The sequence below is a fragment of the Burkholderia sp. Ac-20349 genome (assembly GCF_017104865.1).
GTDB classification, from domain to species: Bacteria; Pseudomonadota; Gammaproteobacteria; order Burkholderiales; family Burkholderiaceae; genus Burkholderia; species Burkholderia aenigmatica.
On the sequence record NZ_JAAGPM010000066.1, the window covers coordinates 16,232 to 42,397 of the forward strand.

General features: G+C 64.4%; 23 protein-coding genes and 1 tRNA gene. 6 read left to right on the forward strand and 18 right to left on the reverse strand.

What is annotated here, in order from left to right:
* Positions 1-45 precede the first annotated feature (45 nt).
* The 3 genes from G3N61_RS21490 to G3N61_RS21500 all read right to left on the reverse strand — a co-directional run bounded on the left by G3N61_RS21490 (position 46) and on the right by G3N61_RS21500 (position 3,537).
* The gene (locus G3N61_RS21490) at positions 46-1,089 is read right to left on the reverse strand and encodes an ABC transporter permease subunit (protein WP_043189184.1); all 1,044 of its coding nucleotides are present in this window, start codon (positions 1,087-1,089) and stop codon (positions 46-48) included.
* Between the two features lie 52 nt (positions 1,090-1,141).
* Entirely contained in the window at positions 1,142-3,025 is a 1,884-nt protein-coding gene (locus G3N61_RS21495; protein WP_205823535.1) for an extracellular solute-binding protein, read from the reverse strand.
* A gap of 143 nt (positions 3,026-3,168) precedes the next feature.
* The gene (locus tag G3N61_RS21500; RefSeq protein WP_011352503.1) at positions 3,169-3,537 is read right to left on the reverse strand and encodes a hypothetical protein; all 369 of its coding nucleotides are present in this window, start codon (positions 3,535-3,537) and stop codon (positions 3,169-3,171) included.
* Between the two features lie 296 nt (positions 3,538-3,833).
* Here G3N61_RS21500 and G3N61_RS21505 point away from each other — a divergent pair, with 296 nt between their 5' ends.
* The 4 genes from G3N61_RS21505 (at position 3,834) to G3N61_RS21520 (ending at position 9,996) form a co-directional block, all read left to right on the forward strand.
* Entirely contained in the window at positions 3,834-7,052 is a 3,219-nt protein-coding gene (locus G3N61_RS21505) for an efflux RND transporter permease subunit (protein ID WP_205823529.1), read from the forward strand.
* Entirely contained in the window at positions 7,042-8,217 is a 1,176-nt protein-coding gene (locus G3N61_RS21510; protein ID WP_043189176.1) for an efflux RND transporter periplasmic adaptor subunit, read from the forward strand. The genes G3N61_RS21505 and G3N61_RS21510 overlap by 11 nt, the downstream gene beginning before the upstream one ends.
* The gene (locus tag G3N61_RS21515) at positions 8,210-9,625 is read left to right on the forward strand and encodes an efflux transporter outer membrane subunit (RefSeq protein WP_205823530.1); all 1,416 of its coding nucleotides are present in this window, start codon (positions 8,210-8,212) and stop codon (positions 9,623-9,625) included. Before G3N61_RS21510 ends, G3N61_RS21515 begins: the two co-directional genes overlap by 8 nt.
* Before the next feature lie 110 nt (positions 9,626-9,735).
* The gene (locus G3N61_RS21520) at positions 9,736-9,996 is read left to right on the forward strand and encodes a hypothetical protein (protein WP_089450859.1); all 261 of its coding nucleotides are present in this window, start codon (positions 9,736-9,738) and stop codon (positions 9,994-9,996) included.
* A gap of 73 nt (positions 9,997-10,069) precedes the next feature.
* Here G3N61_RS21520 and G3N61_RS21525 read toward each other — a convergent pair whose 3' ends face one another.
* From G3N61_RS21525 to G3N61_RS21535, 3 genes are read right to left on the reverse strand one after another with little or no spacing between them, the layout of a single operon-like run.
* Positions 10,070-10,735 carry a winged helix-turn-helix domain-containing protein gene (locus tag G3N61_RS21525; protein WP_089450860.1) on the reverse strand — a complete coding sequence of 222 codons (666 nt, stop codon included), beginning with the start codon at positions 10,733-10,735 and terminating at the stop codon, positions 10,070-10,072.
* 19 nt (positions 10,736-10,754) lie between these two features.
* The gene (locus tag G3N61_RS21530) at positions 10,755-12,146 is read right to left on the reverse strand and encodes a HAMP domain-containing sensor histidine kinase (RefSeq protein ID WP_089450861.1); all 1,392 of its coding nucleotides are present in this window, start codon (positions 12,144-12,146) and stop codon (positions 10,755-10,757) included.
* Positions 12,147-12,157: 11 nt separating this feature from the next.
* Positions 12,158-12,832 carry a response regulator transcription factor gene (locus G3N61_RS21535; protein ID WP_043189293.1) on the reverse strand — a complete coding sequence of 225 codons (675 nt, stop codon included), beginning with the start codon at positions 12,830-12,832 and terminating at the stop codon, positions 12,158-12,160.
* Positions 12,833-13,048: 216 nt separating this feature from the next.
* On the opposite strand from G3N61_RS21535, the gene G3N61_RS21540 reads away from it, so the two are divergent.
* A complete protein-coding gene (locus tag G3N61_RS21540; protein WP_089450862.1) occupies positions 13,049-13,348 on the forward strand; it encodes a DUF4148 domain-containing protein in 300 nt (99 codons plus the stop codon).
* Positions 13,349-13,456: 108 nt separating this feature from the next.
* Here the strand turns inward: G3N61_RS21540 and cyoD are convergent, their stop codons facing one another.
* The 6 genes from cyoD to G3N61_RS21570 form a co-directional block, all read right to left on the reverse strand.
* On the reverse strand, positions 13,457-13,789 hold the full coding sequence (gene cyoD, locus G3N61_RS21545; RefSeq protein WP_043189160.1) for a cytochrome o ubiquinol oxidase subunit IV: 333 nt from the start codon (positions 13,787-13,789) through the stop codon (positions 13,457-13,459).
* Positions 13,790-14,398, reverse strand: a complete 609-nt coding sequence (gene cyoC, locus G3N61_RS21550) for a cytochrome o ubiquinol oxidase subunit III (RefSeq protein ID WP_043189157.1) — start codon at positions 14,396-14,398, stop codon at positions 13,790-13,792.
* Entirely contained in the window at positions 14,398-16,404 is a 2,007-nt protein-coding gene (gene cyoB, locus G3N61_RS21555) for a cytochrome o ubiquinol oxidase subunit I (RefSeq protein ID WP_089450863.1), read from the reverse strand. The genes cyoC and cyoB overlap by 1 nt, the downstream gene beginning before the upstream one ends.
* Positions 16,405-16,407: 3 nt before the next feature.
* A complete protein-coding gene (gene cyoA / locus G3N61_RS21560) occupies positions 16,408-17,295 on the reverse strand; it encodes a ubiquinol oxidase subunit II (RefSeq protein WP_043189153.1) in 888 nt (295 codons plus the stop codon).
* Positions 17,296-17,564: 269 nt separating this feature from the next.
* Entirely contained in the window at positions 17,565-19,094 is a 1,530-nt protein-coding gene (locus G3N61_RS21565; RefSeq protein ID WP_043189151.1) for an NADH-quinone oxidoreductase subunit M, read from the reverse strand.
* 773 nt (positions 19,095-19,867) lie between these two features.
* The gene (locus tag G3N61_RS21570) at positions 19,868-20,767 is read right to left on the reverse strand and encodes a LysR family transcriptional regulator (protein ID WP_205823531.1); all 900 of its coding nucleotides are present in this window, start codon (positions 20,765-20,767) and stop codon (positions 19,868-19,870) included.
* A 103-nt stretch (positions 20,768-20,870) separates the two neighbouring features.
* On the opposite strand from G3N61_RS21570, the gene G3N61_RS21575 reads away from it, so the two are divergent.
* Positions 20,871-21,611, forward strand: a complete 741-nt coding sequence (locus tag G3N61_RS21575; RefSeq protein WP_205823532.1) for a cysteine hydrolase — start codon at positions 20,871-20,873, stop codon at positions 21,609-21,611.
* Positions 21,612-21,955: 344 nt separating this feature from the next.
* Here G3N61_RS21575 and G3N61_RS21580 read toward each other — a convergent pair whose 3' ends face one another.
* The 6 genes from G3N61_RS21580 to tilS all read right to left on the reverse strand — a co-directional run.
* A complete protein-coding gene (locus G3N61_RS21580) occupies positions 21,956-22,384 on the reverse strand; it encodes a hypothetical protein (protein WP_089450864.1) in 429 nt (142 codons plus the stop codon).
* Between the two features lie 129 nt (positions 22,385-22,513).
* Positions 22,514-23,263 carry a LuxR family transcriptional regulator gene (locus G3N61_RS21585; RefSeq protein ID WP_089450865.1) on the reverse strand — a complete coding sequence of 250 codons (750 nt, stop codon included), beginning with the start codon at positions 23,261-23,263 and terminating at the stop codon, positions 22,514-22,516.
* On the reverse strand, positions 23,264-23,998 hold the full coding sequence (locus G3N61_RS21590; protein ID WP_205823533.1) for a hypothetical protein: 735 nt from the start codon (positions 23,996-23,998) through the stop codon (positions 23,264-23,266).
* Positions 23,999-24,102: 104 nt separating this feature from the next.
* Positions 24,103-24,196 (reverse strand) — tRNA-Ser (locus tag G3N61_RS21595).
* Positions 24,197-24,306: 110 nt separating this feature from the next.
* A complete protein-coding gene (locus G3N61_RS21600; protein WP_027787050.1) occupies positions 24,307-25,560 on the reverse strand; it encodes an aspartate kinase in 1,254 nt (417 codons plus the stop codon).
* 342 nt (positions 25,561-25,902) lie between these two features.
* On the reverse strand, positions 25,903-26,166 hold a 264-nt coding region (gene tilS, locus G3N61_RS21605; RefSeq protein ID WP_205823534.1), incomplete at its 5' end, for a tRNA lysidine(34) synthetase TilS.

Sequence of the window (26,166 nt, forward strand, 5' to 3'; positions counted from 1 at the left end):
GCACCTCGCCCGGTGACGCCGGGCATGCAGACGGACGGTTTCATGTCAGCGCTCCAGGGTGTCGAATTGAATGCGCGGATCGACCCACACATAGCAGAGATCGGAGATCAGCTTGGTCGCGAGCCCGATCAGCGTGAACAGGTACAGCGTGCCGAGCACGACCGGATAGTCGCGCCGCACGACCGATTCGTACGACAGCAGCCCGAGGCCGTCGAGCGAGAACAGCGTCTCGATCAGCAGGCTGCCGGTGAAGAACGCGCCGATGAACGCAGCCGGGAAGCCGACGATCAGCGGCAGCATCGCGTTGCGGAACACGTGCTTCCACAGCACGCTGCGCTCGGAGAGCCCCTTCGCGCGCGCGGTCAGCACGTATTGCCGGCGGATCTGGTCGAGGAACGCATTCTTCGTGAGCATCGTGACGACCGCGAAGCTGCCGACGACCGAGGCCGTGATCGGCAGCGCGATGTGCCACAGGTAATCGAGCACCTTGCCGACGAGCGACAGCTGGGCGAAGTTGTCCGACGTGAGCCCGCGCAGCGGGAACAGCTGCCAGAACGAGCCGCCGCCGAACAGCACGAGCAGCAGCACGCCGAGCACGAAGCCCGGAATCGCATAGCCGACGAGCACGACGAGGCTCGTCGCGACGTCGAACGGCGAACCGTTGCGCACCGCCTTCGCGATGCCGAGCGGCACCGATATGAGGTACGTGAGGAAGAACGTCCACAAACCGATGCTGATCGACACAGGCAGCTTCTGCACGATCAGCGACCACACGCTCTGGTGGCGGAAGTAGCTGTCGCCGAGATCGAAGCGTGCGAAGCGCTTCAGCATCAGCCAGTAGCGTTCGAGCGGCGGTTTGTCGAAACCGTACAGCGCCTTGAGCTGCGCGAGCTGCTGCGCGTCGACGCCGGTATGCGCACGCATCCCGAATGGCGCCGCACCCGGTTCCGTCGCGCCCTTGCGCAATTCCTGCACGGCCTGTTCGACGGGGCCGCCCGGCACGAACTGGATCACCGCGAACGTGAGGGTCAGCACGCCGATGAGCGTCGGGATCATCAGCAGCAGGCGTTTGAGGATGTAGCTCCACATAGGGCGTCGACTCGCGATCGGTAGGCGGGGTTGGACGTTAGGGCGGCGTGGCTCAGTGATCGGGCTTCGCCCACCAGGTCGACACGACCCAGCCCTCGGCCGAATAGTACAGCGGCAGCGTCTGCGGATAGGCAAGCGTGCGCTTGTACGCGATCCGGTGCGTCGTGCTGTACCACTGCGGGACCGCGTAGTAGCCGTGCATCAGCACGCGGTCGAGCGCGTGCGTCGCGTCGAGCAGCTCGTCGCGCGTCTGCGCGACGGCGAGCGCGTGCAGCAGTACGTCGACGGCCGGTGACTTCAGGCCAATGACATTGTCCGACCCCGGCTCATCCGCGAACTTGCTGGCATATCGTGCGAACTGCTCGGCACCCGGCACCTGCACCCCGACGTAACGGATCGGTGTCACGTCGTAGTCAAACGCGTCCAGGCGCTTTTGCAGCAACGCGTAATCGGCCGTGCGAAAGCGTACGTCGATGCCGAGCTTCGCAAGATTGCGCTGGTAAGCCGCCACGATCGCCTTGAACGGGGAGCCCGCGTCGTCAAGGATCTCGAATGTGAAGGGCTCTCCTTGCGCATTGCGCAACGCGCCGTCACGATAGGTCCAGCCCGCCTGCTCGAGCAACGCACGCGCCTTCAGCAAGTTCGCGCGCAGCGAATTGGGCGGGTTCGTACTCGGCTGCACGACCATCGGACCGAACACGGCCGGATCGAGTTGCGCGCGCAACGGTTCAAGCAGCTTGAGTTCGCCCGCCCCCGGCAAGCCGGTTGCCTGCAAGTCGGTATCGGCAAAGTAACTGTCGAGGCGCGTATAAGCGCCATAGAACAGTTGACGGTTCAGCCATTCGAAGTCGAGCGCGAGATCGAGCGCCTGGCGCACACGCACATCGCGAAACAGCGGCCGGCGCAGGTTCATGAAGAAACCCTGCATGCCCGCGCCGTTGTGCTGCCGAAACTCGCGCTTGATCAACTCGCCACTGTCGAAACGCTTGCCGATATCCTGCCGCACCCAATTGCGCGCAATGTTCTCGACAAGCACATCGTATTCACCTGCCTTGAACGCCTCGAGCCGCGCGACACCTTCGCCGTAGAGCTTGTAGGCGATCCGCTCGAAGTTGTTGGTGCCCACCCGTACCGGCAGGTCGGCGCCCCAGTATGCCGGGTCGCGCCGATAGGTGATGTTCCGGCCGTTGTCGTAACGCTCGATCAGGTACGGGCCGCTGCCGATCGGCTGCTCGAACGCGAGCTGGTCGAACGGGATGCGCGAGCCGTCCGCGCGCAATCCCCACTTGCGCGAGAACACCGGTACACCGCCGGCGATCAGCGGCAGTTCGCGGTTCGCGCTGCGGAACTCGAAGCGCACGGTGGCCGGATCGACGACCACGGCCTTCGTGATCTCCGCGAAATACGCGCCGAACTGCGGCGCGGCCAGCTTGCTCTTCAGCGTATCGAACGAGAACTTGACGTCGTCGGCGGTGACACGATCGCCGTTCGAGAAACGTGCGCGCGGATTCAGGTGGAACGTGACCGAACGGCGGTCCGGCGCGATGTCGATGTCGTCGGCGAGCAGCCCGTACGCGGACGCCGGTTCGTCCGAGCTGCCGGTCGCGAGGCTCTCGAACAGCATGTCGATGCCCGGCGCGGCATTGCCGCGCATCGTATACGGGTTGAACTTGTCGAACGACGTCAGCCGGTTCGGATTCGCCAGCACGAGCGTGCCGCCCTTCGGCGCGTCGGGGTTGACGTAGTCGAAATGCTTGAAGCCCGGCGGATATTTCGGCTCGCCGTACTGTGCAATGGCGTAGGCCGCGTGCGCCGCGGTCGCGGCCAGCACCGCTTGCAGCGCGAACACCGCGGCCGTGCGGCCGGCAGCCCGTACGGCACGCATCGCACCGGAGCGGACACCCGCGGCGGCGGCCCGGGGCGAACCCTTCGTCATAGAGGCCCTGTCGGTCGAATGAGGGTAGTAACGAGGGACGATTCTACCCATTCAAGCCGGCGAGCCAAAAGAAAACCGCCACGCGGGCGGTTTCTTCACGAGCGGATCGCGGGCGCGCGCATCAGGCGGGCGCGCCCTGCCGATCAGTGCCAGCCGTTGTGGCGGCCGTTGTCCCAGTGGCCACGATCGCCGCGATCACCACCCCAGCCGCGGCCGTGATGGCGGTACCACTCGTCACGGCCCCAGTAGCGACGGCCGTCCCAGTAGCGGTCGCCATGCCAGCCGATCACGATGGTCGGCCCAGGCGCGTAGACAGGGGCCGGCGCGTAGACCGGCGCAGGCTGATAGACGACCGGCGGCGGAGGCGGCGGCGCATACACGGGTGCGGGCGCGACGTAGACCGGCGCCGGAACGCCGAGATTGATCCCGACATTGACTCCTGCCATTGCTGCGCCCGACACGAGCAAGGCCGTCATACCGGTCAAGAGCGAGGCAACACGCAAAGTCTTCATGGATTCCTCTTCTGGTTGTTTCATGTGTGATTCGACTATAACGGCAAGCGCCGTCTCCGCATATTTCCACTTTGTAAGAACTGATGCGCCGCATCGCAACGAGAAGCCCGCGCTAACGTCTTGTAACAATCGACGCCCGTCCTGCCCCTCGCGCCCGTTTCCTAAAACATCTTTCATCCTGGCCCGCGCCCCGCGTTAAGCGGCGCCACGCACACTGCGCGAGCCGAATCGGGCTCCCGCCGCGCTTCGGCACTTCGCTGACAGGCCGGCGCCCCGCGCCGGCGGAGAACTCGCCGATGCTGAAACTCGTCCGACTGGCGCTCGCGCGCCCCTACACGTTCATCGTCCTCGCACTGCTGATCCTGATCGCGGGGCCGCTCGCGGCGCTGCGCACGCCGACGGACATCTTCCCCGACATCCGGATTCCGGTCATCAGCGTCGTGTGGAATTACTCGGGCCTGCAGCCGGCCGACATGGCCGGGCGCATCGTCACCTACTACGAGCGCACGCTCGGCACGACGGTCAACGACGTTGCGCACATCGAGTCGCAGTCGTTCCGCAGCTTCGGGATCGTCAAGATCTTCTTCCAGCCGACCGTCGACATCCGCACCGCGACCGCGCAGGTCACGTCGATCTCGCAGACCGTGCTCAAGCAGATGCCGCCGGGCACCACGCCACCGCAGATCCTCAACTACAACGCATCGACCGTGCCCGTGCTGCAGCTGGCGCTGACGAGCGACACACTGAACGAACAGCAGCTCGGCGACTACGCGACCAACGTGATCCGGCCTCAGCTGCTGTCCGTCGCCGGTGTCGCGATTCCGTCGCCGTACGGCGGCAAGGTGCGCCAGGTGCAGATCGATCTCGACCCGCAGGCGCTGCAGGCCAAGGGGCTGTCCGCGCAGGACGTCGCGACCGCGCTGGCGCAGCAGAACCAGATCATCCCGGCCGGCACGCAGAAGATCGGCGGCTTCGAATACAACATCCGGCTCAACGACAGCCCGCTGACCATCGACCAGCTCAATGCGCTGCCGATCCGGTCCGTGAACGGCGCGGTGATCTTCATGCGCGACGTCGCGCACGTCCGCGACGGCTATCCGCCGCAGGGCAACATCGTGCGCGTCGACGGCCGTCGCGCGGTGCTGATGAGCGTGCTGAAAAGCGGCTCGGCGTCGACGCTCGACATCATCTCGGGCGTCAAGGCGCAGTTGCCGCGCATCGAGGCGACCCTGCCGCCGTCGCTCAGGCTCGTCGTGATGGGCGACCAGTCCGTGTTCGTCAAGGGCGCCGTGAGCGGCGTGGCGCGCGAAGGTCTGATCGCCGCCGCGCTCACGTCCGCGATGATCCTGCTGTTCCTCGGCAGCTGGCGCTCGACGCTGATCATCGCCGCCTCCATTCCGCTCGCGGTGCTGGCCTCGATCGCGGCGCTCGCGGCCGCGGGCGAGACGCTCAACGTGATGACGCTCGGCGGACTCGCGCTCGCGGTCGGCATTCTCGTCGACGATGCCACCGTCACGATCGAGAACGTCAACTGGCACCTCGAACAGGGCAAGAACGTGCGCGATGCGATCCTCGACGGCGCGTCGCAGATCGTCGCGCCGGCCTTCGTGTCGCTGCTGTGCATCTGCATCGTGTTCGTGCCGATGCTGCTGCTCGATGGCGTGGCCCGCTTCCTGTTCGTGCCGATGGCCGAAGCCGTGATCTTCGCGATGATCGCGTCGTTCGTGCTGTCGCGCACGTTCGTGCCGATGATGGCCCGTTACCTGTTGAAGCCGCATGCCGCGCATCCGGAAGCCGTGCTCGCGCCACACGGCGCGCCGTTCCCGCCGCCGCACTCGCGCAATCCGCTCGTCGCGTTCCAGCAGGGGTTCGAACGCCGCTTCGCCGCGTTGCGCGCCGGCTACCGCACGGTGCTCGGCCTCGCACTCGCCCATCGCGCACGCTTCGTCGCGTTGTTCCTGGCCGCGGTCGCGGTGTCGTTCGTGCTGGTGCCGTGGCTCGGCCGCAATTTCTTCCCGTCGGTCGACGCGGGCGAAATCGCGATCCACGTGCGCGCACCGATCGGCACGCGCATCGAGGAAACGGCCGCCTTGTTCGACCACGTCGAGCAGACGGTGCGCCGCGTCGTGCCGCCGCGCGCGGTCGCGAGCATCGTCGACAACATGGGGCTGCCGAACAGCGGGATCAACCTCACGTACAGCAACAGCGGCACGATCGGCCCGCAGGACGGCGACATCCTCGTGTCGCTCACGGGCGACCACGCGCCGACGGCCGACTACGTCAAGCAGTTGCGTACGGTGCTGCCGCGCACGTTTCCCGGCGCGACGTTCTCGTTCCTGCCCGCCGACATCGTGAGCCAGATCCTCAACTTCGGCGCGCCCGCCCCGATCGACGTGCAGGTGACGGGCCCCGACCGTGCCGCCAACCGCGCCTATGCCACCGCGCTGTTGCGGCGTATCCGCCGCGTGCCCGGGGTTGCCGACGCGCGCGTCCAGCAGGCGTCGACCTATCCGCAGTTCACGGTATCGGTCGACCGCACGCGTGCCGCGCAACTCGGCATCACCGAGCAGGATGTCACCAATGCCGTGGTGGCGAGCCTGTCCGGCACGAGCCAGGTGTCGCCGACCTACTGGCTCGATCCACACAACGGCGTGTCGTATCCGATCGTCGCGCAGACGCCCCAGTACCGGATGACGTCGCTGTCGGACCTGCGCGCGCTGCCCGTCACGGGCCGCACGGGCGCGCCGCAACTGCTCGGCGGTCTCGCGACGATCGTGCGCGGACAGACCGACGCGGTCGCGTCGCACTACGACATCGCACCGCTGTACGACATCTTCGCGACGACGCAGGATCGCGATCTCGGTGCGGTCAGCGCCGACATCGAACGCGTGCTGCGCGACAGCGCGGCCGGCTTGCCCAAGGGATCGCGCGTCACCGTGCGCGGCCAGGTACAGACGATGAACAGCGCATTCGGCGGGCTGCTCGCGGGCCTCGCCGGCGCGATCCTGCTGATCTACCTGCTGATCGTCGTCAACTTCCATTCGTGGCGCGACGCATTCGTGATCGTGAGCGGCCTGCCCGCGGCGCTCGCCGGCATCGTCTGGATGCTGTTCGTCACGCGCACGCCGCTGTCGGTGCCGGCACTGACCGGCGCGATTCTGTGCATGGGGGTCGCGACCGCGAACAGCATCCTCGTCGTGACCTTTGCGCGCGAACGGCTCGCGCATACCGCCGACGCGGCCGTCGCCGCGCTCGAGGCCGGCTTCACGCGCTTTCGGCCCGTGATGATGACCGCGCTCGCGATGATCATCGGCATGGCGCCGATGGCGCTCGGTCTCGGCGACGGCGGGGAGCAGAACGCGCCGCTCGGCCGCGCGGTCATCGGCGGCCTGCTGTGCGCGACCGTCGCGACGCTGGTGTTCGTACCCGTCGTGTTCAGCCTCGTCCACCGGCGCGATCGCGCGCCTCGTTCCGAATCCCTGCCCCTCACTCCGGGAGAACAGCATGTCCACTGAATTCGACGTCCGCCCCCCTGGCACGCCGCGCTATCTGAAACCGCTCGCGATCGCGGGCGCCGTCGCCGCGCTCGCCGTCGCGGCGGCCGGGCTCGTCGCACGCATGCACGATGCGCACGCGGTGGCCGCCTGGACCGTGCAACAGGCGATCCCGACCGTCGCGACGGTGGCACCGCAGCCGGCCGGGGCCGACGCGCTGGTGCTGCCCGGCCGGCTCGACGCGTACGTCGACGCACCGATCTACGCGCGCGTGCCCGGCTATCTGCACGCGTGGTATGCCGACATCGGCGCGCATGTGAAGGCCGGCCAGTTGCTTGCGTCGATCGACACGCCCGATCTCGACCAGCAGTTGCAGCAGGCACGCGCCGACCTTCAAAGCGCCACGGCGAACGAACGGCTTGCGGCCGTCACGGCCGCCCGCTGGGCCGAGATGCTCGCGCAGGATTCCGTCTCGCAGCAGGAAGCCGACGAGAAACGCAGCGATCTCGACGCCAAACGCGCGGCCGTCGCGGCGAGCACCGCCAACGTGCGACGGCTCGAAGCGCTCGAGTCGTTCAAGCGGCTCACCGCGCCGTTCGACGGCATCGTGACGGCCCGCAAGACCGATGTCGGCGCGCTGATCGATGCGGGCAGCGGCAACGGCGCCGAGCTCTTCACCGTCTCGGATGCGCGACGGCTGCGACTGTACGTCCACGTCCCGCAAGACGACGCGGCCGCGATTCGCGCAGGCATGCGTGTCGCGCTGACGGTCCCCGAGCGCCCCGGCATGACGTTCGACGCCACGCTCGCCGATTCCGCGCAATCGATCGACCCGGCCTCCGGCACGCTGCTCGCGCAATTCTCGATCGCCAACCCGGCGGGCACGCTGTTCCCGGGCGAATACGCGCAGGTGCGGATCGCGATGCCCGGCGCCGCGCATGCGCTGACGATTCCGGCCAGCACGCTGATCTTCCGCCACGACGGGCTGCAAGTTGCCGTGCTCGATGCAAGCGGGCATGCGCGGCTGCGCAACGTATCGATCGCGACCGATCTCGGCACGCGCGTCGAGATCGCGTCGGGGCTCGCGGCTGGCGACCGCGTGATCGACAATCCACCCGATTCGCTCGCGGACGGCGATCCCGTGCGACTCGCCAGCGCCGCGACGACGGAGCGTGCGCATGGCTGACCGTCTGCTCGCTGTGTGCCTGGGCAGTGTCGCGCTGCTCGCCGGCTGCTCGCTGGCGCCGACCTATCGCGCGCCGGCCGTTCCCGTGCCGACCGCGTTTCGCGAAACGGGTGCATGGGTCGATGCCGCACCGGCCGATCGTCTGCCACGTGACGGCTGGTGGCGCGTGTACGGCGACGCGACACTCGACCGGCTCGAACCGCTCGTGGCACGCGCGAATCCCGACCTGGCCGCCGCCGTCGCGCGGCACGACGAAGCCGCCGCGCTGTTCGACGAGGCGCATGCGGCATTGCTGCCGACCGTGGGTATCGATGCCGAGACCGACCGCGACCGCCAGTCAGCGCGCCGCCCGCTGCGCGGCAGCGGCCAGCCCGACACTTATGAGTCGAACACGCTCGAAGCGGGATTCGACTACGACGTCGATCTGTGGGGCAAGGTCCGCAACACGGTCGCAGCCGGCCGCGACGACGCGCAGGCGGCCGACGACGACCTCGCGTCGGTCCGGCTCAGCCTGCAGGCCGGCGTCGCCAGCACCTACTTCAACCTCGCGGGACTCGACCGTGAAGCGGACACGCTCGCGCAAACGATCGACACGTACCGCCGTGCATGGCAACTGACGGTCAGCCGCCATCGCGGCGGCCTCGCGTCGGGGCTCGATGTATCGCGTGCGCAAACTCAACTCGCGCTCGCACAAGCGCGCGCGTCCGACATCGCGGCCCGTCGCGCGCTCGACGAGCATGCGATCGCGGCACTCGTCGGCGCATCCGCGTCGACGTTCTCGCTGCCGCCCGCTGCTGCGCTGCCGGGCGTGCCGTCGATTCCGACCGGGCTCGCGTCGACGCTGCTCGAACGCCGGCCGGACATCGCGGCCGCCGAACGCCGTGTCGCGGCCGCGAACGCGCGGATCGGCGTCGCACGCGCCGCCTACTTTCCCGACCTGTCGCTCGGCCTCGACGCCGGCTTCCAGAGCAATACGTTTTCGCCGTGGCTCGCTGCGCCAAACGAGATCTGGTCGATCGGACCGCGTCTCGCCATGACGCTGTTCGACGGCGGACAGCGTGCCGCCGGCGTACGCAACGCGCGTGCGCAGTTCGACGAACAGGGCGCACGCTATCGCGCCGTCGTGCTGCAGGCGTTCCGCCAGGTCGAGGACGATCTTGCGCAGTTGCACCGCCTCGGCGACGAATCGGACCAGGACGACGCGGCGCTCGTCGCGGCGCGGCATTCGCTTGCGCTGGCGATGTCGCGCTATCGCGACGGCGCGGTCAGCTATCTCGACGTGGTCACCGCGCAGACGACCGAACTCGATACGCAGATCGCGTCGCTCGACGTCGACGCCCGACGCCTGCAGGCATCCGTCGGGCTCGTGCGCGCGCTCGGCGGCGGCTGGCACGACGCGCGTTCATGAACGTTTCTTCATCGGCACGCCGGGCGCCCGCAGGGGCGCACCCGATAACGTGTTTCAGGCCGGCACCGCATCCGCGACACCGGCCTTCGACCTTCGACAAGGATCACGCCATGAAGACATTGATGTCCGCCACCGCCCTTTCCGCGCTCTGCATCGCGCTGCCCGGCCGGGCCAGCGCGACGCAGCCCGACACCGCGGCTGCACCGCAGACGCTCGCCGCGACCACGACTGCACCGTTGTCGTCGCAACAACCGGCATGGAACCCACGGCCGGCAACGCCGCTGACACGCGCGCAAGTCTATCGCCAGCTCGTCCGCGCCGAACGCGACGGCCAGCTCGCGCAGCTCAACCGCGAACTCTATTCGCACTGACCGCACGCAATCGAACATGCCGCGCGACGCGCGGCATGCGTGCCATCCTCACGCGCGACGCGATCCCGCGTCGTCATCCGCCCGGGTCGAACCTGAACCCGAATCGTGCGACCGTCTCGATCCGCGCGGAAAAGGCATGCGCGGCCAGCTTGCGCCTCAACCGCACGACCAGCGCGTTGACCGTCTCGGGCTCGACATCGGCATCGCCCCACGCATAACGCAGCACGGCATCGCGCCCGACCGGCCGCCCCGCTTCGCGCAGCAGGCATTCGACGAGACGGAATTCCCGTGTGCTGAGCGCCAGCCGCCGGCCAGGCTCTTCGAGCGCGCGTGTGGCCGCGTCGAGCCGGACCGACTCGCGCATCGCGATGACGCCCGTGCGGCGCCACAGCGCGCGCAACCGCTCATGCAGTTCCACGAACGAACACGGATGCGCCAGACACACGTCGCAGCCGGCCTGCAGCATCTGCGCGCGTTGCGCGGCTGTCGCGCCGGCCACGATCGTCGCAATCGTCGCGCCTTCGGCCGATGCGGCGAGTCGCGGCAGCGCATCGAGGATCGCCGGGCCGGCAGCCGTGTCGGACGCCACGATCACGATGGCATCGAACCGCTCCTGCGTCGCCACGAAGCAGCCATCGCGCCATCCGTCGACGCGTTCGACGCCATGCGTGCTCTCGCGAAATGCCTTGTCGAGCCGCGTGGCTTCCGGGTTCGGCGGGGAAATCAGCAGGATGCGCATCGACGGTTCCCTGACGCCTTCATGCGAGCGAGCGCGGCCAGCACTCGACCGTGATCGCCGCACCGGCCAGTGGCGCATCGCCGATTCTCAACTCGAAGCCGTGCACGCGCATCACCGCCGAGACGATGCTCAGTCCCAGTCCCGAGCCGCTCACATGGCGCGTGCGCTCGCCACGATAGAAGCGCTCGAGCACCGCGTCGCGCTCATCGGGCGGGATGCCGGGCCCGGTGTCTTCGAACCGCACGAGCGGACCGCTCGGTGTCGCATGGAGCGCGACGCGCACGCGCCCGCCTGGCGGCGTGAACTTGATCGCGTTGTCCGCGAGATTGCTGAACGCCTCGAACAGCAATGCGCGATCGCCATGAATACGGTCGACCGGTGTCGCGTCGAGTTCGAACGACACGTCGACGGCTTCGGCCAGCGGTTCGTAGAGCTCGCAGACGTCGCGCAGCAACACCGTGACGTCGACCGCGGCGAAGCCGCCGCGCCGGCTCAGCGTGCCGATCTCGGAGATGCGCAGCATTGCGCGAAAGCGCTCGAGCAACCGGTCGGTCTCGTCGCGCGCCGACGCGAGCAGTGCCGACGACGCAGGGTCGTCCGCGCAAAACGGCTGCTCCGCGAGCCGGGCCAGCATCGTGTGCACGCGGGCGAGCGGCGTGCGCAGATCGTGCGCGATACCGTCGCAGGTATGACGCACCTCGCCCATCAGCCGCTCGACTTCGTCGAGCATGTGGTTCACGAGATGTGCGAGCAGGTCGAGTTCGTCATGGCGTCCGACCGGCAGCCGCTTGCCGAGATCGCCCTCGGCGATCTGCCGCGTGACGCGCCGGATCGCGGCGACGCGGCGCATCTGCCGCATGCCGAGCATGCTGCCGCCCGCGATGCCCGCGATCAGGATCATCACGCCGCCGATCACGAGCCCGCGGATCGCGACATCGCGGATCTGGATGAAATGCGACAGGTCGCGCGCGACCACCAGCGTCATCCCGTTGTCGCGGCGTACGGCCATCGCGCGCGTGATCGGCGCAGGCTGGCCGTCGAGCGGGGCAAGCGTGCGGTTCAACGTGCGCCCGTCGCGATCCGTGCGCAGTGCGGGCAGCGTTGCAATGTCCCCGGCCACGCGGCGCCCGTTCGCGTCGAACAGCCCGTAGAAGCTGGTATGCATGTGCTCGTGCTCGAGCCGCCGGTGGATCGCGAGCGGCAGTTCGGCATCGGGAATCGAATCGAAATAGATCAGTTGCCACGCGAGCACTTCGTCGGTGTCGCGCGTCATCGTGTGCGTCGCGGCCACGCTGATCACGCCCGCGAGCAGCAGCAGCGAAACCGAGAAGATCGCCGCATACGCGCACAGCCAGCGAAACGTCGTCGTGTGCCAGCGGCGCGTGAAGTTCGCCGCGCGAGCCGCATCCATCCTGGCCTCCGTCACGCGAGCATGTAGCCCGAGCCGCGCACCGTCTGGATCATCGGATTCGCGCCGGGCGGATCGATCTTCTTGCGCAACCGGCCCATGTGGACGTCGATCAGGTTGGTGCCGGGATCGAAGTGATAGCCCCACACGGTCTCGAACAGCATCGTGCGCGTGATCGTCTGGCCCGCATTGCGCATCATGAATTCGAGCACGCGGAATTCGGTCGGCAACAGCGGAATCTCGTCGGCCCCGCGACGCGCGCAGCGCGAAATGAGGTCGAGCTCGAGCGCGCCGACCTTCAACAGCGTCTGCTGCGGCACGCCCGACGCCTGCCGGCGACGCAGCAGCACCTCGATGCGGGCGCTCAGCTCGCCGGAATCGAACGGCTTCGTCAGGTAATCGTCGCCGCCCGCGCGCAACCCGCGGATGCGCTCGTCGACATCGCCGAGCGCGCTCAGCATCAGCACCGGCGTATCGATGCCGACCGTGCGCATCGCGGTCAGGATCGCGAGGCCGTCCGCGCCCGGCAGCATCCGGTCGAGCGTGATCGCGTCGTACGATGCGCTCATCGCGCGCAACATGCCTTCGCGGCCGTTGTCGATCCACTCGACCTCGAACCCGCGCGCGGTCAGTTCGCCGACGATTTCGTTCGCGGTCACCGCATCATCCTCGACCGTCAGTACTCGCATGGTTGCCCTCGCAATGAACGTCATGACGGGCGCACGCCATGCGCCCGCGACTATCGTAGACGACCCGGTCGCCGTCCGGCGTTACATGAAAATTGCTTCATCCGGCCCCTCGGCGCACGGGTAAAAGATGTTTCATCCGGGCGTCGCCCGCCCCGTCGCGCGTGCCGCCTACGCTGACGTCATGCGGCATCGGGCCGCGAAACCAGGAGCCACCGGATGAAACTGTCGACTACCGTCGCCTGCATGCTGCTCGCATGCGCCAGCACCGCCGCGTTCGCGGCACCTCACCTGACGCCGCAGGAATGCAACACTTACCCGTTCGTCCACACCGGCCACGACGTCACGCGTACCGACCTCGTGCGCGAACTGACCGAACTCGAACAGGTCGGCTACGATCCCGCGCACGCGAGCCCCTACTACCCCGACGATCTCGACGGTGCGAAGCATCGGCTCGCCGCCGAGTACCGTGCGGACTGCACGCATGCGCTGACGGCCGATGCCGGCACCCCGCACTGACCCCGCTGCCCGGCGCATCCCGGCCGGAAAAAACAAAAAGGCGGCACTCGCGTGCCGCCTTTTGTTCACGAAAGCGCATGGAATTCGACCGCTGCGCCGCGATGCCGCTCAGCGCGACATCATGTTCATGCTGACGTTGTGCATCACCCACAGCGTGCCGATGATCAGGATCGCCGCGGTCAGCACCGTGTAGCTGAACGCCATCACGTTCCAGCGCTGGCCCGACGAGCCGTTCATGTGCAGGAAGTACACGAGGTGCACGACGATCTGCACGAACGCGAGCACGGCAAGCGCGATCAGCGACGCGTGCGGCGACAGCACGCCGCCCATCACGAGGCCGAACGACGCGGCCGTGAGCAGCACCGACAGGATGAAACCGGCGAAGTAGCCGCCGACGCTGCCGTGCCCTTCTTCGAGTTGAGACGAATGCGAATGGGCCATTTAGATCACGCTCGCGAGATAGACAAAGGAAAACACGCAGATCCACACGATGTCGAGGAAGTGCCAGAAGAGGCTCAGGCACGTCAGGCGTCGCAGGTCGCGATCGGTCAGGTCGCCGCCGCGGAACACGATCTGCCCGGCGAGCACGATCATCCACAGCAGGCCGGCCGTCACGTGCAGCCCGTGCGTGCCGACCAGCGTGAAGAACGCCGACAGGAACGCGCTGCGTTGCGGGCCCGCGCCTTCCGCGATCAGGTGCGAGAACTCGCGCAGTTCCATCGCGAGGAACGCCGCGCCGAGCACGAACGTCACCGCGAGCCACGCGAGCAGCGCACCGCGCCGCTGCTTGTACGCCGCGAGCATCGCGAAACCGTACGTGATGCTCGACAGCAGCAGCGCGGCGGTTTCCACCGCGACGCCCGGAATGTCGAACAGGTCTTTCGCGGTCTGGCCGCCCGCATACTGGTGGCCGAGCACCGCGAACGTCGCGAACAGCGCCGCGAAGATCACGCAGTCGGTCATCAGGTACAGCCAGAACCCGAACACCGAGTGCGACGGCGGATGGTCGTCGTGCTCGAGCAGGGTCGCGCTCAAGGTTTTCTGCAACATCAGTTGGCCTCCAGTTCCACGTCGTCGACGCGCGCAGCCACGCGCTTCGTCGGCTGCTTGTCTTCGATCTTCCGCACTGTCGACGCGGGGATGTAATAGCCGTCGTTATTGCGCGAGCTGTAGATCACGAGCGTCGCGATGATCCCGACGAGCCCGCCGATCGCCATCCACCAGATGTGCCACACCAGCGCGAAGCCGAGCACCAGGCTGAAGATCGCGATCACGAGGCCCGCGCAGGTATTCGACGGCATGTGGATGTCGCGAATCGACGCCGGGTTCGGCCGGCCTTCGCCGCGTGCCTTCATGTCCGCATACGCGTCGAGCGTGCGCACCTGCGGGATCACCGCGAAGTTGTAGTCGGCCGGCGGCGACGAGGTCGCCCACTCCAGCGTGCGGCCACCCCACGGATCGCCCGTCGTGTCGCGGTACTCGGGCAGGTTGCGGTTACGGATGCTGACCACCAGTTGCAGCAGCTGGCACGCGATGCCGATCGCGATCAGCACGGCGCCGAATGCGGCGACCAGCAGCCACGGATGCCAGGCCGGGTTGTCGTAGTGGTTGATCCGGCGCGTCATGCCCATGAAGCCGAGCACGTAGAGCGGCACGAATGCAACGTAGAAACCGATCTGCCAGAACCAGAACGCGGCCTTGCCGAGCTTCTCGTTCAGCTTGAAGCCGAACGCCTTCGGGAACCAGTAGTTGAAGCCCGCGAGATAACCGAACAGCACGCCGCCGATGATCACGTTGTGGAAGTGCGCGATCAGGAACAGGCTGTTGTGCAGCACGAAGTCCGCGCCGGGAATCGCCATCATCACGCCGGTCATGCCGCCGAGCGTGAACGTGACCATGAAGCCGATCGTCCACAGCACGGGCGTCGTGAATTCGATCCGGCCGCGGTACATCGTGAACAGCCAGTTGAACACCTTCACGCCGGTCGGGATCGCGATGATCATCGTCATGATGCCGAAGAACGCGTTCACGTTCGCACCCGAGCCCATCGTGAAGAAGTGGTGCAGCCACACGAGGAACGACAGCACCATGATCGCGCAGGTCGCATACACCATCGTCTTGTAGCCGAACAGCGGCTTCTTCGCGAACGTCGCGATGACTTCCGAGAAAATGCCGAACGCCGGCAGGATCAGGATGTACACCTCAGGGTGACCCCATGCCCAGATCAGGTTCAGGTACAGCATCGCGTTGCCGCCGGCTTCGTTCGTGAAGAAGTGCATGCCGAGGTAACGGTCGAGGCCGAGCAGCGCGAGCGTCGCGGTCAGGATCGGGAACGACGCCATGATCAGCACGTTCGTGCAGAGCGCGGTCCACGTGAACACCGGCATCTTCATCAGCGTCATGCCCGGCGCGCGCATCTTGATGATCGTCACGAAGAAGTTCACGCCGGTCAGCAGCGTGCCGACGCCCGAGATCTGCAGCGCCCACAGGTAGTAGTCGACCCCTACCCCCGGACTGAACTGCAGCTCCGACAGCGGCGGATATGCGAGCCAGCCGGTCTGAGCGAATTCACCGATCACGAGCGAAACGTTGATCAGGATCGCGCTGACGGCCGTCATCCAGAACGAGAGCGAGTTGATGAACGGGAATGCGACATCGCGCGCGCCGATCTGCAGCGGCACGATCAGGTTCATCAGGCCAACCATGAACACCATCGCCATGAAGAAGATCATGATCACGCCGTGAGCCGTGAAGACCTGGTCATAGTGGTGCGGCGGCAGGTAGCCGGGCCCGTTGTACGCGAGCGCGAGCTGCATGCGCATCATGATCGCGTCGGCGAAGCCGCGCAGCAGCATGATCAGCGCGACGATGATGTACATCACGCCGAGTCTCTTGTGGTCGACCGTGGTCAGCCATTCCGTCCACAGCCATTTCCACCGGCCGGTGATCGTCAGCGCGGCGAGAATGCCCAGCACGACCAGCCCCATGAAGGCACCGGCCCCCATGATGATGGGCTGATCGAACGGGATCGCCGAGAGTGTGAGTTTGCCGAACATGCGTTACCCCTTCGTGCCGCAGGCGGCGTCCTTCAGGTCGAGGACGTGGCCATCGTTGTATTTCGCGATGATGTTGTGGAAGAGTCGCGGATCGACCGACGAGAAGTAGCGCACGGGCGCCTTCTCGCTCGGTTGCGCGACGGTGCCGTACACGGTCGCGTCGAGCCGGTCCGGCGACGCTTTCACCTTCTGTACCCATGCATCGAACTGTTCGCGCGGCTCGGCGAGCGTGCGGAACTTCATGTCGGAGAAACCGCGGCCGCTGAAGTTGGCGGACGTGCCCGCGTAGTTGCCGGGCTCGTCGGCGATCAGGTGCAGGCGCGTCTGCATGCCGGCCATCGCGTAGACCTGGCCGCCGAGCTGCGGAATGAAGAACGAGTTCATCACCGAATCCGACGTGATGCGGAAGTTCACCGGCGTGCCGACCGGAATCGCGAGCTGGTTCACCGACGCGATGCCGAGTTCCGGATAGATGAACAGCCACTTCCAGTCGAGCGCGACGACCTCGACGTCGATCGGCTTCACCGACGACTCGAGCGGCTTGTACGGGTCGAGCTCGTGCGTGGTCTTCCACGTGAGCACGGCGAGGAACAGGATGATCAGCGTCGGCACCGTCCAGATCACGACCTCGATCGCGGTCGAGTGCGACCAGTTCGGCGCGTAGGTGGCGTTGCGGTTCGACGCGCGGTAACGCCACGCGAACCACAGCGTGAGCAGGATCACCGGAATGACGACGATCAGCATCGCCCAGGTGGACGTTGCGATCAGCGCCTTTTCGGCAGCGCCCACGCTTCCTTTCGGATTTAGTACATCTAAATTACAGCCTGACAGGCTCAAAGCCGCGCCGATCGACATCAGCGCCACTCCGCCTTTTGAAGCTTTTCTTTTCATCACACAGCCCGAGGGTCATTGAATCCGTTTGCGTACGCCCGATGCGCATTCGATCCACGAAAGTGGCCGAATCATACGTCGCGCGAGTGCGATGAAAAACCAGCTAATGCGGAAAATCATCATTGCAGAATCTGCCGTGAGACAGATTGTCGCGGGGCAATTTCACGCAGCCGAAAGCGGGCCCGGCGCTGCCTGCGCCGGACCGCGATCGATGCGCGTGCAACGACCGCACCGCCGTGCGATGCGCCCGCTCGCGCGACGTGCCGCGCTCAGCTGCGCGTCGACGCCATGTACGACGGCTGCGGCTGCGCAGGGCCATCCCCGGTCGGCAGCTTCGAATGGCTCGCGTCTTCGATCAGCCTGCCGACGGTCGGATCGATCGCATCGGTGAACGGCTTCGGATCGATGCCGACCGCCAGCACGACCAGTGCGAGCGACGCGAACATCACGATCTCGCGCCGGTTCAGGTCGGCGAGCTTCGCGATCCGCTGGCTTGCGACCTTGCCGAACACGACGCGCTTGAGCATCCACAGCGTGTACGACGCGCTGAGGATCAGCGTCAGCGCCGCGATGGCGCCGATCCAGAAATTGAAGCGGATCGCGCCCATGATGACCATGAACTCGCCGACGAACCCCGACGTGCCCGGCAGGCCGACGTTGGCCATCGCGAACAGCACCGTGAAGGTCGCGAAGCGCGGCATCACGCCCGCCACACCGCCGTACGCGGCGATCTCGCGCTGCTTCGTGCGATCGACGAGCACGTTCACGCACAACAGCATCGCACCCGCGACGAAGCCGTACGACACGAGCTGCACGATCGCGCCTTCGACGCCGATCCGGTTGAACAGGAACAGCCCGAGCGTCACGATCCCCATGTGCGCGACCGTCGAATACGCGAGCAGCTTGCCGAGATCGGTCTGCGCGAGCGCGATCAGGCTGGCATAGACGATCGCGAACAGCGACAGCGCGATCACGGCCGGTGCGAAGAAGTGGCTCGCATCGGGCGTGACCGGCAACGCGAAGCGCAGGAACCCGTAGCCGCCGAGCTTGAGCATCGCGAGCATCAGCGCGGCGCCGGTCGGGCCGTCGGTGTAGACGTCGCTCAGCCACGTGTGGACCGGCCACATCGGCACCTTGACCGCGAATGCGGCGAAGAAGCCGAGGAACACCAGCAACTGCGGTGCGAAGCCGAGCTGCAGCGTGCGCCACACGGCCATGTCGAACGTATGCGACTGCGCGTACAGGTACAGCATCGCCATCAGCAGCATCAGCGAGCCGGCGAACGAGATGAAGAAGAACTTCACGGCCGCGTACACGCGACGCTCCCGCCCCCACGTACCGATCAGCAGGTAAAGCGGGATCAGCGTCGCCTCGAAGAAGATGAAGAACAGCAGCCCGTCCTGTGCGACGAACACACCGACCATCAGCCCCGACAGGATCAGGAACGACGCGTAGTACTGCGCGACACGCACCGTGACCGACTCCCACGACGCCACCACCACCACGAGCGTCGTGAACGCGGTCAGCACGACGAGCCACAGCGACGCGCCGTCGATGCCGACCCGCCATCCGGAATTGAATGCCGCCAGCCAGTTGCGGCTTTCGACGAATTGCATCGCAGCCGAGTGCGCATCGAAACCGGCGACCAGTGGAACGACCGCCGCCAGCCCCACCAGCGCGCCGACGAGCGCAATCAACCGCGTTCGACGTGGATGTTGATCGGAACCGGCGCGCAGCAGGCACGCGCCGAACAGGATCGGAGCCCAGATGGCCAGGCTCAGGAAGGGGAAATCATGCATGTCAACTAGGCCTTGATGAAGTCGCGCACTGCATCGGGGACAGGCGAGACGAAAGGAACGAAATCAAATCGACAGATAGATTTCGTGAATCGCCAGTGTTGGCAAAATGTAAAGCGACATCATCGGAAAACTTGACGTCGCTCAAACGCGATCGGGTTAACCAGCATAAGGCGATTGGTTATTTTCTGCATCGCAGCAATGCGCAGATTTTTGGTATCAGCCTAGGCCCATGATTTTTATGAGTAATTTTTTGTATTGCCCGACGAGGGCGATCGCGAAAAACGACGCAGCGCCGCATTTTTGACGCCGGCGTGCCATTTCGGAGGGTCGGAATGCGCTAATTGATGCCCGGCGGGACAGCGAGCAGACGGCGCCCAATCCTTACACAGATACTTTCATTTGCACTTCATTTTGCCTTACACGATGCAGGTCGAGCGAAGGGTCGCTACACCCGCATCCTTCACTTTCCAACCGCGATCATGGATGACTCGAGCGGCCCCATATGTGCGTCGTCACCGTGCGATGGCGGTCGTGTTGCGCGGGAAAATGGACGACGCGAGCGTCATCGCATCGACGATATTGCGCCCGTCGAGCATGTAGTTTGCGGCGGGCGGAGCCGACTTCGACGCCGGCGTCGTGACGATCGCCTCGCGTCGCCATGCGCGACATCCTGCAATGTGCGCGAGTGGAGTACGACGGAGAACGTTTCGAGCGCGAGCAGCAATGCGCCCTGCGCCATCGCGACAAGCGACGCGACGACTTTGAATCCGGCATCAACCTGACAGTCGCTCGCCAAGCGCCAACAAGAAGTCGGCGGCAAGCCGGGTGCGCGCAGAGGCTTGGCGAGCTTTCTCGTAGACCACCGACAAAGGGGCGCCGACACTCTTGAAGTCGCCGAGGACAGGAACAAGTCGCCCCGCAGCCAACGACGACGCGACGACATAATACGGAGCTTGCAGGATACCGCCCCCGGCTTCCGACAACGCCAGGAGCGCTGACGCATGGTCGCTGGCCAACGGCCCCACGGGGAAATGGCGGTACTGATCCCCGCCACGAACAAACGTCCAGTCTCGGAATTGTCCGCTGTTGACCATCACATAACGCAGACAGATATGGTCGATCAGGTCGTCTGGCGTATCGGGCACACCCCGCGACTGCAGGTAGGCCGGCGAAGCGACCGTCACGAAGCGATGAGCGGGCAACGGGCGCGCCACCAGTCGGGAGTCAGGCACTTCTCCCAACATCACGGCCAGGTCGAAACGCTCGGCCGTCATGTCAACGTGACGATCCGTCAGGGCCAGTTCGATATCCAGCCCGGGATGTGCGTTCAGCCATTCACCGAGCGCAGGCGCCAGCACATACTGGCCGAAACTCACCGGGACGCAGAGCCGCAACTTGCCCCGCCATGGTTGCGACGCACCCGCAAGCCTGCTGCGAGCGTCCTCGATGTCCGTCATTCCCTGGCGGCAGACTGCAAAGAACAACTCGCCATCCCCGGTCAAGGTGATCTGCCGCGGCGAACGGTGAAACAGCCGAACCCCCAGTTCAGCTTCCAGGCGTGCGACTGCCTTGCTCACGGCTGAGGGGCTGAGCTGAAGCAACCGTGCAGCACGCGTGAAATTGCCGGCCTCGGCAGCCCGGACAAAGGTGCTGATATCGGTAAATGGATCCACTCTGCCATTCCCTCAATTCACAATAAGTCTGAATTTTAAGGCCTTATCGTGACACTGGTTCATCAATATAGTCGAACCCTCACAGATTGAAGAGGGGGTAGACATGCTGAAATTCACGCAAAGCTGGTTCTCGCGACTGTTCTTGTTGTCCGCCATGGCAACCGACGCCAGTGAGGCAGCCCCTCCATCGTCGCAGCCTGAAGTCAGCGTTGCCGCAGCTGCACGCCAACCGATACCCAACGTGCCGAACGACGGTCGATCCGCGCTGCTCATGATCGAATTTGTCAACGAATGGCTTGCTCCGGAAGGCAAGTTGAGGCGGCTGATCAAGGATGAGCATCCGTTCTCCCAGTCGCAGGAAGCCGCCAAGCTTGCGTTGGCGGCAGCACGTCAAGCGGGCATGCCCGTGATTCACGCGACGCTGCAGATGTCTTCGGACTACCGAGAGTTGGGGCGTGCTCGATTCGGTCTGCGTGGCGCAATTCAAAAGGCCGGCACCTGGCAGAAGCAAGATAGCGGTTGGCAGTTCCATGGGCCGTATGCCCCGCTCGAAAATGAATTCGTTGTCAGCGGACGGGCGGGCGCCAGCGCTTTTTCCGCTTCCGACCTGGACAACTATCTGCGTGGCCAGGGCATCACACGGCTGTACCTTGCGGGCTATGCCACCCATGTATGCATTGAGTCGACACTGCGCGCCGCGCACGATCTCGGCTATGAACCGATCGTGCTGAGTGATGCCACCGCGGCGTTCACCGACCAACAGCAACAGCACGTGTTGAATGAGGTCGTCCATCATTTCGGCTGGGCCATGCCGACTCGCGTGTTCGTCGACAGTGTGTCTTGAAGCAGCCACCGCTTTGATAGTTGTTTTGATCGTTGTCGATCCGAGCCAAAAAACAAAACCCCGGAAGACCACAATCTTCCGGGGTTCAGCCGCCGTTACTGGCGGATACGGGGTCACACATACAAGAGTTGGAAATTACCAGAAGATCAAGAATATCTTCACTCCGCACCCGCTGCGGAATAAAGGTGACTCGAGACGCCCATCGGGGCTGTCCGTGCTCATGGACTTGCCAAGCGCCATCAGCACGGATCTCTCGTGCGGACACTGAGTTCAAGGCCAACTGATCAGCCGCACCAAAACAGAAAGCACCCATCAGGGTGCTTTCTGTTTTGGAATTCCATTTTTCAATATGTGTGGTCGGATTTTATTGACCTGACCTTCTTGATGAAGCTCCACGGAATGAGGCCCGTGAGAAATAAAAGTGCTGCTGGAACCAAGGCTAGCGAGCCACCCCTGGCGAAAGACACAAGAAGGAAGATTGTGCCAAGCGCCAAAGAAAAAAACAACAGCGAATAAAATACCCCAAGCCCCTGACGGAATGTTTGCCCGTCAGATTGAGTAATCCCAATAATTATGTTTCTTGAAAACCAGCGCTCTATCCACAGCTTAACGGTGCCGCGGTCAATTTGACCATGCAAAACGCGGTCAAACTTCATGTCAATCCGAACATTGTTGATTTGCTGATTTCCGATTTTCAGGTAGGTGTATTTTTTCCACCGCCCATCAGCGCTGCTCACGCCACCTTCTATCAAACTCCCCTCATAGACCTGCATGCTTCCCCCCGATACATATTGCGCAAAGAACAGGAACCATAAATTTAGCGATGGTTCGCCGTCTACGTGGGTGCATAGTCACTTAAAGGAAATTTTTTTGATAGCTATAAGTTCTTATAGGTTTCGTGGTTACGGCTGGATCAGCCTGAGACTGATTGCCTTGGCAACAGCCTGACGCCTGTTTGTGGCTTGAAGTTTGTTTTTGGCATTCGTCAAATGGAAGACCACCGTCGGCTCCGAAATAGACAAGATGTTGCCGATCTCCCACGAAGTCTTCCCTTGTGCCGCCCAGAGTAGGCACTCTTTTTCCCGTTTGGTCAAAGCTCGGATTGCCAATCCCGTCGGCTCACCGAGACGCCTCGCCGCCTCACTCATGTAGAAGGCTGAAAGCTGGATTTGGCCAACGAAGGCAGACGCATGCGAGCGGTCATGGCGCAGAGAGGAGTCGGACGCGACGCTGAAGAGGGACCACTCGCCGTTCGCACCGTGAATCGGGATGGTGATTCCTTCGGCAAGTCCGTGCTCGCGTGCTTCGTCGAAGACGACATTGCGCCCTTGAGAAGATCGATCCCAATAAATCGGCAGGGTTGTTTGAGTTGCCTGTCGAACGACCGGATCACGGTGAATATGCTCGGCTTGCTGATAACGCACTAACCATGATTCAGGATAGGTCGTGTATATATTCCTGGCGGGCAGGTGCTCCGGCGCAATTTGGCCATGGTCTCGGAAGAATTTTTTTGCTCCGCCGCTATCGACCAAAGGAGAAAAGAACAGACTCGGGAAACCGAACTCGCCAGCAAGCTTTACCACCCCATTGTGCAACTCTTCACGCGAGGTTGCAGTCAAGAGGTTTTCAAAAAGGTAGAGATCGTGCTTCATCTAGAAATTAGCCGACGGTTCTGATTGATATGCGATAAAAGAACTACCTGCACGGATCGGATCGTGCTCAGTGTGCTTGCGCGTGGCAAGCCAGTTTTGGAAGCGCAACTGACGTTGCCGATACTCATCGAGCGTTTTGGGTGCCAGCTTGGCTTTGTGGCGCGTTGCGAAGCGGCTGGTGGCTGTCTGCACGGTCAGCCCTGCTACAACCGGCTCGGGGAATTCTGTAACGCTGACCTGAGGGGTTCGAATGACAACGTGAGCTGGCGCCACTGGCGCAGTCGCCGCGATAGATGCGCGCACAACAGGTTGTGATGGTGCTTGCGTAGCATCATCCGGAGCACGTTTGAAGGATTGCCCCCACTCACTATTCCCAAACGCCTCGGAAGCCTTCATAAGCGCTTCCAGATCGCCGGGCACGTTGGGATCAGCCTTCATGGTGGTGCTGTGCCCTGGAGGTGTGGAATACACAACCTCAAGATCGCGCACCTGCTCCTGGATCTTCCCCAAGACCCCATCCATGAGTTCTTTATCCTTGGGCATGTTTGGCAAGCTCACCTGTTTTTTGTCTGCGACAAGGATAGCCGAAGCCATCAAGGCCTTCTTCTTGGCAACAATTGGATTTTCGGTGTTCGGAGACAGACTCTTCTCACGTCGCTTACCAGCAATGGCGTACCGGTGACGGTAGTAGTAGATACCGTAGCGCGACAGGAGGATGCGAACAGGCAGTTTCATCGGCTCTCTTCGCGTGAAGAGGTACACCAGTGAGCGGTACTGCAGCGCCGGAAAAAGAAAAAGCCCCGCAAGTCCGAGAACTTGCGGGGCTTTGTCACCGCTTTTGGCGGAGACGGAGGGATTCGAACCCTCGATCCAGGTTTTGGCCCAGATGCTCCCTTAGCAGGGGAGTGCCTTCGACCTCTCGGCCACGTCTCCCAAACTTTCGCTCGCACCAGGGAGGCAGTGCGACGAGAACAAGATAATATAGGGTTTCGAACCGTACGTCAATTTCCGTGATGCATTTTCTTCAACGCATCACGAAAAATTCACGACGCCTGGTCGAGTTCGAATGCCTTGTGCAGCGCGCGGACGGCCAGCTCCATGTATTTCTCGTCGATCAGCACCGAAATCTTGATTTCGGACGTCGAGATCATCTGGATGTTGATGCCCTCTTCCGACAGCGTGCGGAACATCTTGCTCGCGACGCCCACGTGCGAACGCATGCCGACGCCGACGACCGACACCTTCGACACCTTCGGGTCGCCCTGCACCTGCTCGGCGTTCACGTGGCCCTTCACCTGGTTGGTGAGGATGTCCATCGCCTTCTGGTAGTCGCCACGGCCGACCGTGAACGTGAAGTCGGTTTTGCCCTGGACGCTCTGGTTCTGGATGATCATGTCGACGTCGACGTTCGCATCCGCGACCGGGCCGAGGATCTGATACGCGATGCCCGGCTTGTCGGGCACGCCCATCACAGCAATGCGTGCTTCGTCGCGCTGGAACGCGATGCCGGAAATGACTGCCTTTTCCATGGTCTCGTCTTCTTCAAAAGTAATCAGGGTGCCCGAGCGCATTTCTTCGTCGAGCGCAATCAGCGGATCGGTCAGGCTCGACAGCACGCGCGTCTTCACCTGGTATTTGCCGGCGAATTCGACCGAGCGGATCTGCAGGACCTTCGAGCCGAGGCTGGCCATTTCCAGCATTTCCTCGAACGTCACGCGATCGAGGCGTCGCGCCTCTTCGACGACGCGCGGATCGGTCGTGTAGACGCCATCGACGTCCGTATAAATCAGGCACTCTTCGGCACCCAGCGCAGCCGCGACCGCGACCGCAGACGTATCCGAGCCGCCACGGCCCAGCGTCGTGATGTGGCCATCCGGATCGACGCCCTGGAAGCCCGTGATGATCACGACCTTGCCTGCATTCAGATCGGCTTTCACGCGCTCGTCATCGATCGAGTGAATGCGCGCTTTCGTGAACGCGCTGTCGGTCTTGATCGGCACTTGCCAGCCCGCGTAGCTCACGGCCTCGACGCCGATTTCCTGCAGCGCGATCGACAGCAGGCCGACGCTGACCTGCTCGCCGGTCGACGCGATCATGTCGAGCTCGCGCGGGCTCGGCTGGCTCGAAATCTCTTTCGCGAGACCGAGCAGACGGTTGGTTTCGCCGGACATCGCCGAAGGCACGACCACCATCTGGTGCCCGGCCTGATGCCATTTTGCGACGCGTTTCGCGACGTTCTTGATGCGCTCGACCGAGCCCATCGAAGTGCCGCCGTATTTGTGTACGATGAGTGCCATTGTCGTTCTGAACTGGAGGAGAAACCGCACGGGCGCGCTGGGCAGGCCGCGTAGCCGTTCGGTCACGCGGCTTGTGGCTGTGGACGGACGACGAGGGGGACGGCTGGGACGCAACACGCAAGCGTGACGGATTTTGCCCGGAAGGCCGATCAGGCCGCGCAAACCGGGTACGTCACGCGGAAAACCTGCACAAATCGCTCAAAAATCGAGCCGAGCAAACGACCGAGCGTACCCGATAGAGGCCCGCTTGACAAGCCGCTCGCCGCGTCCGAGGTCGTTCCGGCGCTGTTTACCAAATGGTGAAAATGGGCACGCCATGGCGTCGCAGGCAGCCTGCCCCCATCATGCGATCAGCAGGTCCGGACGCCACTCGATCCGGCGCCACGCACCGTCACCGGATGCCCCATCGCCGGACACGCCGACATCGCGGTTCACGCCAAGGCGCGGCACGTAGATCAGCTGGTCGCCGGCGAACAGCAGCGGCACGTCGCGCTGCCATGCGGGTACGCCACGTTCCTGGAACAGGTTCTTCAGCGTGCGGCCCGGCCCGCCCGGCGACGTGCGCATCCGCTCGCCGCCCGCCCGGGCACGCGCTGCCAGCCGCGC

Coding starts and splice junctions, on each gene's coding strand:
- G3N61_RS21490 (WP_043189184.1), bottom strand. CDS start 1,089: ATGTGGAGCTACATCCTCAAACGCCTGCTGCTGATGATCCCGACGCTC.
- G3N61_RS21495 (WP_205823535.1), bottom strand. CDS start 3,025: ATGACGAAGGGTTCGCCCCGGGCCGCCGCCGCGGGTGTCCGCTCCGGT.
- G3N61_RS21500 (WP_011352503.1), bottom strand. CDS start 3,537: ATGAAGACTTTGCGTGTTGCCTCGCTCTTGACCGGTATGACGGCCTTG.
- G3N61_RS21505 (WP_205823529.1), top strand. CDS start 3,834: ATGCTGAAACTCGTCCGACTGGCGCTCGCGCGCCCCTACACGTTCATC.
- G3N61_RS21510 (WP_043189176.1), top strand. CDS start 7,042: ATGTCCACTGAATTCGACGTCCGCCCCCCTGGCACGCCGCGCTATCTG.
- G3N61_RS21515 (WP_205823530.1), top strand. CDS start 8,210: ATGGCTGACCGTCTGCTCGCTGTGTGCCTGGGCAGTGTCGCGCTGCTC.
- G3N61_RS21520 (WP_089450859.1), top strand. CDS start 9,736: ATGAAGACATTGATGTCCGCCACCGCCCTTTCCGCGCTCTGCATCGCG.
- G3N61_RS21525 (WP_089450860.1), bottom strand. CDS start 10,735: ATGCGCATCCTGCTGATTTCCCCGCCGAACCCGGAAGCCACGCGGCTC.
- G3N61_RS21530 (WP_089450861.1), bottom strand. CDS start 12,146: ATGGATGCGGCTCGCGCGGCGAACTTCACGCGCCGCTGGCACACGACG.
- G3N61_RS21535 (WP_043189293.1), bottom strand. CDS start 12,832: ATGCGAGTACTGACGGTCGAGGATGATGCGGTGACCGCGAACGAAATC.
- G3N61_RS21540 (WP_089450862.1), top strand. CDS start 13,049: ATGAAACTGTCGACTACCGTCGCCTGCATGCTGCTCGCATGCGCCAGC.
- cyoD (WP_043189160.1), bottom strand. CDS start 13,789: ATGGCCCATTCGCATTCGTCTCAACTCGAAGAAGGGCACGGCAGCGTC.
- cyoC (WP_043189157.1), bottom strand. CDS start 14,398: ATGTTGCAGAAAACCTTGAGCGCGACCCTGCTCGAGCACGACGACCAT.
- cyoB (WP_089450863.1), bottom strand. CDS start 16,404: ATGTTCGGCAAACTCACACTCTCGGCGATCCCGTTCGATCAGCCCATC.
- cyoA (WP_043189153.1), bottom strand. CDS start 17,295: ATGAAAAGAAAAGCTTCAAAAGGCGGAGTGGCGCTGATGTCGATCGGC.
- G3N61_RS21565 (WP_043189151.1), bottom strand. CDS start 19,094: ATGCATGATTTCCCCTTCCTGAGCCTGGCCATCTGGGCTCCGATCCTG.
- G3N61_RS21575 (WP_205823532.1), top strand. CDS start 20,871: ATGCTGAAATTCACGCAAAGCTGGTTCTCGCGACTGTTCTTGTTGTCC.
- G3N61_RS21580 (WP_089450864.1), bottom strand. CDS start 22,384: ATGCAGGTCTATGAGGGGAGTTTGATAGAAGGTGGCGTGAGCAGCGCT.
- G3N61_RS21585 (WP_089450865.1), bottom strand. CDS start 23,263: ATGAAGCACGATCTCTACCTTTTTGAAAACCTCTTGACTGCAACCTCG.
- G3N61_RS21590 (WP_205823533.1), bottom strand. CDS start 23,998: ATGAAACTGCCTGTTCGCATCCTCCTGTCGCGCTACGGTATCTACTAC.
- G3N61_RS21600 (WP_027787050.1), bottom strand. CDS start 25,560: ATGGCACTCATCGTACACAAATACGGCGGCACTTCGATGGGCTCGGTC.